The organism is Tardiphaga sp., assembly GCF_028290785.1.
Taxonomy (GTDB): domain Bacteria; phylum Pseudomonadota; class Alphaproteobacteria; order Rhizobiales; family Xanthobacteraceae; genus Tardiphaga.
Genome location: NZ_JAQGJD010000192.1, coordinates 1 through 7,340 on the forward strand (window position 1 = coordinate 1; position 7,340 = coordinate 7,340).

Here is a 7,340-nt window from a genome sequence, read left to right on the forward strand (position 1 = left end):
CCGATGTGAAGAAGCTGTTCTATCGCAAGATCGCCGACGAACTGCACGAAAAGCTTGGCGTTCGAAGGGAAGACGTCTGGATCAATCTCATCGACAGCGCGCGCGAGGACTGGTCGTTCGGCAACGGCGACATGCAGTATGCGCCGAAGTAGGCGGCTGCGCTTCGCGGCGCCGCCCTACCACTTCAATTCGCGCATCAGCGCCTTCGGCGGATGACCGAACAATTCCTTCACCGCGGCGGCTTCCATTCGCTCGATACCTTCGAATTCGCCGGCGTGAATGCCGCGGGTGACGAACAGGCAGTCGATGCCATAGGCATGCGCGCCGGCCAGATCGGTGCGCACGGAGTCGCCGATCGCCAGCACGCGGTTCAGCGGCGTGTCGATGCCGCGCTTCGTCTTCGCCAGCGCCATTGCCTGATCGTAGATCGGCCGGTGCGGCTTGCCGTAGAAAACCACGTCGCCGCCAAGCTCACGGTACAGCTCCGCAATCGCGCCGGCGCAATAGATCAGCCGGTCGCCGCGCTCGACGATGATGTCGGGATTGGCGCAGACCAAGGTGAGCTTTCGCGAAAGCGCCTGCTGCATCATCTCGCGATAGTCTTCCGCGGATTCCGCTTCGTCGTCGAACGGCCCGGTGCAGACGATGTAGTCCGCCTGGTCCAGCGGCGCGAATTTGGCGTCGAGGCCGCGGTAGATCGAGTTGTCGCGCTCCGGCCCGATCCAGTACATCGACTGTCCCAGACGCCCGGTGATGAAATTGCGCGTCAGGTCGCCCGATGAGACGATGGAATCATAGACGTCGTCGGCGACGCCCAATTTGCGCAACTGGCGCTGCACCGAGTCCGCCGGGCGCGGCGCGTTGGTGATCATAATCACGGCGCCGCCGTTGGCGCGAAAGGTATGCAGTGCCTCGCGGGCCTCGGGAAACGACTCCAGGCCGTTGTGCACGACGCCCCAGATGTCGCTGAGGACGACATCAACGCCGGCCACGAGGTCGCGCAGGCGCTCGACGAATCGAAGTGTTGTCATTGGAAAATGTGCCGATCAGTTCGGGCCAGTGGCGCGGCGGGCCAATGCGGCATTGCCGGTGGTGCGCGGCGGATCGTTTTTCGGCGGCTCGCTTCGGGCGGGCTCGCTGCGGGCAGATTTGGCTGAACCATTGGTATCCTGTGGCGACTTGGTCTGTGCGGGCCCGGCCGGCGTTTCCGGCCGCAGCGGCCGCGGCGCTGCGAACAAAAACCCTTGCCCGAACCGGACGTCGAAGTCGAGCAGGTCGACCACGGCGCGCTCGCCCTCGATGCGCTCGGCAATCAGGTCGATACCGAAACGGCCGAGCAGGTCGGACAGGTCGGCGGGGTGGATGTCCGAACCGGCACTCAGCTTGGGATCGAGCAGCAGCGCCGCCGGTACCTTGATGAAGCGCACGCCGCGGTCGGCAAGTTCGCGCGGTTCGATCCGCAGGTCGGTTACGTGATCGATGGAGAATCGAAAGCCGCGCTGCGCCAAAGCGGCGAGGTGCTCGCTCTCGATCGGGCCGAGATTGCGAAAGGTGCTCTGCTTGAATTCCAGCACGAAGGATGGTGCCAGCGCGCGGTTGGCTTCGAGGAAGTCGATGCAGTTGGCGAACAATTCGGTGTGCGACAGCGTGGTCGCGGCGACGTTGCAGAACACGCCGACATCCTTGTTGCGCACCATCAGCCGGCGCAGCACCTGCATGCAGCGTAGCATCATGGTGTGATCGATCTGGCCCATCAGCCCGGCGGCTTCGGCGGCCGCGATGAAATCGTCGGCGACGATGACCTGCTCCTTGTCGTCGCGCAGCCGCGTCATTGCTTCGTAGAACCGCACCTTGCGCTGCGGCAGCGTCACCATCGGCTGCAAATAGAGGTCGATGCGGTTCTCGGCGACGGCGCTCTTCACCACGGCCATCATCTGCGCATCGCTGCGACCGATGCTGACGTCGGGAGCAGCCCCCACGGGGGTCGGCGTAACGGCGGTGACCGTATCTTCGGCGACTTCGGCGGGGATCGGCAGATCCCGCGGCTCCGGCGGCCTGACGGGCGGCACGGGCGGCGCGATGGCGGCGGAAACCGTCGTCTCCTGCACCGGCGCGCCCCCCGCCAGCATGTCTTCGTGGGTGGCCACCGACGACGCCAGTTGCTTCACCAAGCTGCCCAGTTCGTTGATCTCGCCGACCACCGCCTGGATGCGCTCCTGGCCGGCCGAATTGGCGGAGACGATCTTGCCTTCGACCACCGCGAGGCGGCGGCCGTATTCGGCGACCTGGCGGGCGAGGTCGGCGGTGCCGCGCGAAAGATCAGCAATCTGGCCGCCGCTTTCGCTGCGGTCGCGCAGCCGCATCGACACGGCGTTGTAGAGGATCATGAAGGTCAGCGCGGTCAGCGCGACAATGGCCGATTCCGAGCCGCTGATGCCGGCGATCGCATATAGCACCATGCCGAGCGAGGCGGCGACGAGCACCATGCAGATGGCGATGAAAATCGTGGAGATGCGAATCATAACGCGTGCAACATCCTGAGGTCCAATGGCCCACGCGCGCGACGCCGGTTCACGCGCCGCAGCCCAGAGCATTGGCAAGCCTAGCATTATTGTTGATTCGGAAAGCCAGCCTGGAACCGCCGCCCACTGGAATCAGGTGGTGGCATGGCCCAGCGTGTCGGCCATGGCGGCGCCGCGGGCGCCCATCGGCCGGCCCGGCCCGACGGTGGTATCGACGGCGGTCTGGTGCTCGATCTCGGAGTTCAGCTCGGCGCCGCACAGCACGATGATCGCCGACATCCACATCCACATCATCAGGCCGATGGCGGCGCCCAGCGAGCCGTAGGTGGCGCTGTAGTTGCCGAAGTTCGACAGGTACCAGGACAGCAGCGAGGAGCCGGCGATCCACAGCAAGGCCGCGGCCAGGGTGCCGATGCCGAGCCATTCCCAGCGCGCGCCGGGCCGGCTTGGGCCGAACCGGGAGAGCGTGGCCAGCGCCAGCAGCAGCAGCACCATCAGCACCGGCCAGCGCGCCAGGCTAACGATCACCTTGCTGTCATAGGCCAACCCGATCCTGTCGAGCGTCAGCGGCAACGCGACCACCGCGCCGATCATCAGCAGCAGCGCGACGATGGCGCCGACGGTGAAGGTCAGCGACAGCAGGTTGAGCCGCACAAAACTGCGTTTCTCGCGCTCGCCATAGACCACGTTAAGAGCGTCGATCACCGCCTTGACTCCGGCATTGGCGCTCCACAGCGCCAGCGCGAGGCCGAACAGGAAGGTGAGGCCGAGCTTGGCCTGGCCATTGCCGAGCACGCGGGCGATCTGGTCCTGCACGATCTGGAACGAGCCGTCGGGCAACATGTAGGCCAGCGTCCGCAAATTGTCGGAGATGGTCGCGGGGTCGGCGAACAGCCCGTAGCTGGAGACCAAAGCGGTGATCGCCGGAAACACCGCGAGCAGGCCGAAGAACACCACGCCCGCGGCAATCGCCAGCAGCCGGTCCTCGTTGGTGCGGTCATAGGTGCGCCACAGGATGTCCTTCCAGCCCGCCCATGGAATCTGCAGCGGGTTGCAGGAGCGACGGCCGCGGCCGTGCTGGGCGAGCTCGCGGGTGAAGGCCTCGGGCGGTGGGACCTTGGTCGCTCCGATCGGCTGCGGTTCGGGGGCCTCGAGCTTTCGCGTCGCCTGATTGCTGGCGAAATAGCTTTGCACGGCAAAGGCGGCAAAAGCGGCGGCGGCCGCCAGCATCCAGGTATCTGCGTAGGGATCGGCGTCGGTGCGGCGCGGCGACATCAGGCGTTCGCTTCGCCTGCTGTTGGACCCGGTCTTGGGGCTGCCGGTCGCCGGCGAACGTCCTGACTGAGGCTGCGCCGACGCGCGAGCGCCCAGCCGGCCAGGGTGGCGACGAGAACCAGCCCGGCCTTGGCCTGGCCGCTGGTCTGCACCGGAGGCCGCCGGAGCGGACGGTTCGGTTTGAATTCAAGGGGAGCGGCCCGGGGCGATGCGGGCTCGGACAAAATCGCTGTCGCGGTCTCGTGCGCGCTACCGGTGCGACCGGGCGCGTTCTCCGGCTTGCCGGGCGTTGCCGAAATGGCGACTCGCAGCCGGCTGCCGAGGCTCGGAAACCGTTTGGCGGGCCGGTTCAGCCGGCTGGCGGCGAGCGCCGCGCAGATGATTGCCAGCACCAGCAAGACCCCGGCGCTGGCGCCGAAGGCCTCGAACAGGCCGTAACGCAATTCGACCCAGCGAAATAATGCGGTGACGCCGACCAGCAGCAGCGCGATGCCGAACACGCCGGCCGCGGCATAGAGGCCGCCGGCAACGGCGTAGGAGATCACGGCGCCCTGGCCCTGCGCGGCGCGGTCGCGCGCATAGGATTCGGTGGCGCGTTTGACTTGATTGAGCTTGAGCGCCAGCCCGGTCCGCAACAGGGCATTCGCGAGGGGGGGCATGGGAAGGGCCTCGTTCTGTCCGCGCCGACATGGCTGCGATGACTAGGGAACGAGAAGGCGGAGAGAAGGTTCCGGGGGGCGTTGCGCGATGGCCGTGCGCTCCCTCGCCCCCTAGTGAAGCTTCGCTTCGCGCGGCTTGCGGGGAGAGGGCTGGGGTGAGGGGCTTTTGCTGCCGTCGATGCCGAAGATGTTGTTAGTTCAGTGCCTCGCCCCTCACCCGATATTCGCTGCGCGAATATCGACCTCTCCCCGCGCAGAGCGGGGAGAGGTTAAGAAGCGAAACAGCAGCCGCTTACGCGACGGCCTGGATCACCTTGCCGACGCGTTCGACGATCTCGCCGACCTGGTCCTCGGTGATGATCAACGGCGGCGTCAGCGCGAGGGTGTCGCCGGAGGTGCGGAACAGCACTTCGTGGTCGTGGAACGCGCTGTTGAGCGCTTCCCAGCCGCGCTTGCCGGCGCCTTCCTTGCTCGGCGCAAGGTCGATGCCCGCGGTGATGCCGACGGTGCGGATGTCGACCACGTTGGGCAGGCCCTTCAGCGACATGATGGCGTCGGCCCACATGGCTTCCATCTTGTTGGCGCGCTCGAACAGCTTTTCGTCGCGGTAGATGTTGAGCGAGGCCAGACCGGCGGCGCAGGCCAGCGGATGCGCCGAATAAGTATAGCCATGGAACAGCTCGACCGCATGGGCCGGGCCGGTCATGAAGGTGTCGTGCACGGTGTCATGCGCGATCACGCCGCCCATCGGGGCCGCGCCGTTGGTAACGCCCTTGGCGAAGGTCAAGAGGTCCGGCGTGACGCCGTAGCGCTCGGCGGCGAAAGCGTGTCCAAGGCGGCCGAAGCCGGTGATGACCTCGTCGAAGATCAAGAGGATGCCGTGCTTGGTGGCGATCTCGCGCAGGCGCTTGAGATAGCCCTTCGGCGCCGGCAGCACGCCGGTGGAGCCGGCCATCGGCTCGACGATGACGGCGGCGATGGTGTTGGCGCCGTGCAGTTCGACCAGGCGCTCCAGATCGTCGGCGAAGTGTGCGCCGTATTCCGGCTCGCCCTTGCTGAAGGCCTGCTTGTCGCGGTCATAGGTGTGGGTGATGTGATCGACGCCGGCCAGCAGCGTGCCGAACATCTTGCGGTTGTTGACCATGCCGCCGACCGAGGTGCCGCCGAAGCCGACGCCGTGATAGCCGCGGGCGCGGCCGATCAGCCGGGTGCGCGAGCCTTCGCCGCGGATCTGGTGATAGGCCAGCGCCATCTTCAGCGCGGTATCCGCGGCTTCCGAGCCGGAATTGCAGAAGAACACGTGGTCGAGGCCGGCCGGCGCGAGATCGGCAATGCGGGTCGCCAGTTCGAACGCCTGCGGATGCGCGAACTGGAACGGCGGGGCGTAATCCAGCGTGTCGGCCGAATGCTTGATGGCGTCGGCGATTTCCTTGCGACCGTGGCCGGCATTGGAGCACCACATGCCGGCAGCGGCATCGAGGATCTTGCGGCCGTCGGTGGTGAAGTAGTGCATGTCCTTGGCACCGGCGAGCATGCGGGGGGCGAGCTTGAAGGCGCGGTTCGAGGTGAACGGCATCCAGAAGGCGGCCAGATCGTTCGGCACGTTGACGGACTTCTGGTTCGGGCTCTTGTCTAACATTTTAGTCCCTCATGCATTTGCAGGCGCGGCGTTGGTGAAGGCGCGGAACCTATCAGCTTCGCGGCGCGACGGGAACGCCTCCGCGCGAGCAGGCTGCGCATATTTCAGCCTAAACTGGGCGGTTTGAGGGATTTCAGCGGCACATCCAGCGAGTAGACAAAACCGCTGGGCTCGTATGCGAGAATGACATCGCCGTTGAGCTGCTTGCCGAGCGTCTGCATCAGTTTGGTGCCGAAGCTGCGGCGCGTCGGCGCGGTCACCGCGGGGCCGTCCTTTTCGGTCCACACCAGCCGCAATTGCTGCTTCGCCTCATCGATATGCCAGGCGATCTCCACGCGGCCGGACGGTACCGACAGCGCGCCGAACTTGGTGGTGTTGGTGCACAGCTCGTTCAGCGTCATGGCCAGCGCGATCACCGCGCCGGAGGTGATCGGGATGTCCGGTCCGGCAATCGCGAATCGGTGGCTGTCCTGGCTGTCATAGGCTTCGGTGGCGCCGCGCACGATCTGGGTCAGGCTGGCATTGCTCCAGCGCGCCTGCAGCAGCAGGTCGTGGGCGCGGCCGAGCGCCTGCAGCCGGCTTTCGATCGCCTGCTGGCCGTGCTCGATCGAGGTGGCGGTGCGTAGGCTCTGCGAGGCGATGGCGCTGACGGTCGCCAGGGTGTTCTTGATGCGGTGGTGCAATTCCTCAAGAATCAGCTTCTGCAGTCTGTCGGCGGTCTCGCGCTCGCGCGCATCGATGCCCGCCTGCGCCAGCAGCGCGTCGGCGTCGATGCCGGCCTGCTCCAGCAGCAGCCGGAGGCCGGTATTCTCGGCTTTCAGAAAATCCTGCGGCATCGCCGGGCCAGCCATCCCTCACCAGCCCCTCGGGACTTCCACGATATTTTTCATCTGTCCGGTTGGTAACACGGTTGCCGGCCCGGAGTCCGGGCTATTTCCGGAAGCCGACATAGTGGTGAACGGGGGATTTGGCGCGGCCCGGGAACGCGGCGGTGCTTGCCGCCCTCGGCCCGCGCTGATAGGACGCGCCAATGGCCGAAAAACCCAAAAAACCCCAGAAACTCCGCGCCCGCCTGCCGCGCGGGCTTGGCGACCGCGGACCCGCGGAGATCGCCGCCACCAGGCGCATGACCGAGACCATCCGCGAGGTCTACGAGCGCTACGGCTTCGAGCCGGTGGAAACGCCGACCATGGAATTCACCGACGCGCTCGGCAAGTTCCTGCCCGACCAGGACCGGCCCAACGA

The 7,340-nt window shown here is 66.3% G+C and carries 8 protein-coding genes; 2 read left to right on the forward strand and 6 right to left on the reverse strand.

The genetic code is table 11. From position 1 onward, the window contains the following. Positions 1-5: 5 nt before the first annotated feature. The gene (locus JWR89_RS11135; RefSeq protein ID WP_299715712.1) at positions 6-152 is read left to right on the forward strand and encodes a tautomerase family protein; all 147 of its coding nucleotides are present in this window, start codon (positions 6-8) and stop codon (positions 150-152) included. A gap of 24 nt (positions 153-176) precedes the next feature. Here JWR89_RS11135 and JWR89_RS11140 read toward each other — a convergent pair whose 3' ends face one another. From JWR89_RS11140 to JWR89_RS11165, 6 genes are all read right to left on the reverse strand, one after another. Further along, positions 177-1,031 carry a TIGR01459 family HAD-type hydrolase gene (locus JWR89_RS11140; RefSeq protein ID WP_299715691.1) on the reverse strand — a complete coding sequence of 285 codons (855 nt, stop codon included), beginning with the start codon at positions 1,029-1,031 and terminating at the stop codon, positions 177-179. Between the two features lie 15 nt (positions 1,032-1,046). After that, complete coding sequence (locus JWR89_RS11145; protein ID WP_299715694.1) at positions 1,047-2,522, reverse strand: EAL domain-containing protein; 1,476 nt, start codon at positions 2,520-2,522, stop codon at positions 1,047-1,049. Positions 2,523-2,654: 132 nt separating this feature from the next. Next, the gene (locus JWR89_RS11150; protein WP_299715697.1) at positions 2,655-3,797 is read right to left on the reverse strand and encodes a YihY/virulence factor BrkB family protein; all 1,143 of its coding nucleotides are present in this window, start codon (positions 3,795-3,797) and stop codon (positions 2,655-2,657) included. Next, positions 3,797-4,456 (reverse strand): phage holin family protein, encoded by a 660-nt coding sequence (locus JWR89_RS11155; protein WP_299715700.1) that lies wholly within the window; start codon positions 4,454-4,456, stop codon positions 3,797-3,799. Before JWR89_RS11155 ends, JWR89_RS11150 begins: the two co-directional genes overlap by 1 nt. A 292-nt stretch (positions 4,457-4,748) precedes the next feature. Next, on the reverse strand, positions 4,749-6,095 hold the full coding sequence (locus tag JWR89_RS11160) for an aspartate aminotransferase family protein (protein WP_299715703.1): 1,347 nt from the start codon (positions 6,093-6,095) through the stop codon (positions 4,749-4,751). A 104-nt stretch (positions 6,096-6,199) separates the two neighbouring features. Then, a complete protein-coding gene (locus JWR89_RS11165) occupies positions 6,200-6,946 on the reverse strand; it encodes a sensor histidine kinase (RefSeq protein ID WP_299715706.1) in 747 nt (248 codons plus the stop codon). 179 nt (positions 6,947-7,125) lie between these two features. Here JWR89_RS11165 and JWR89_RS11170 point away from each other — a divergent pair. Continuing rightward, positions 7,126-7,340 (forward strand): ATP phosphoribosyltransferase regulatory subunit (locus JWR89_RS11170; protein WP_299715709.1); only part of this gene is annotated, 215 nt, incomplete at its 3' end.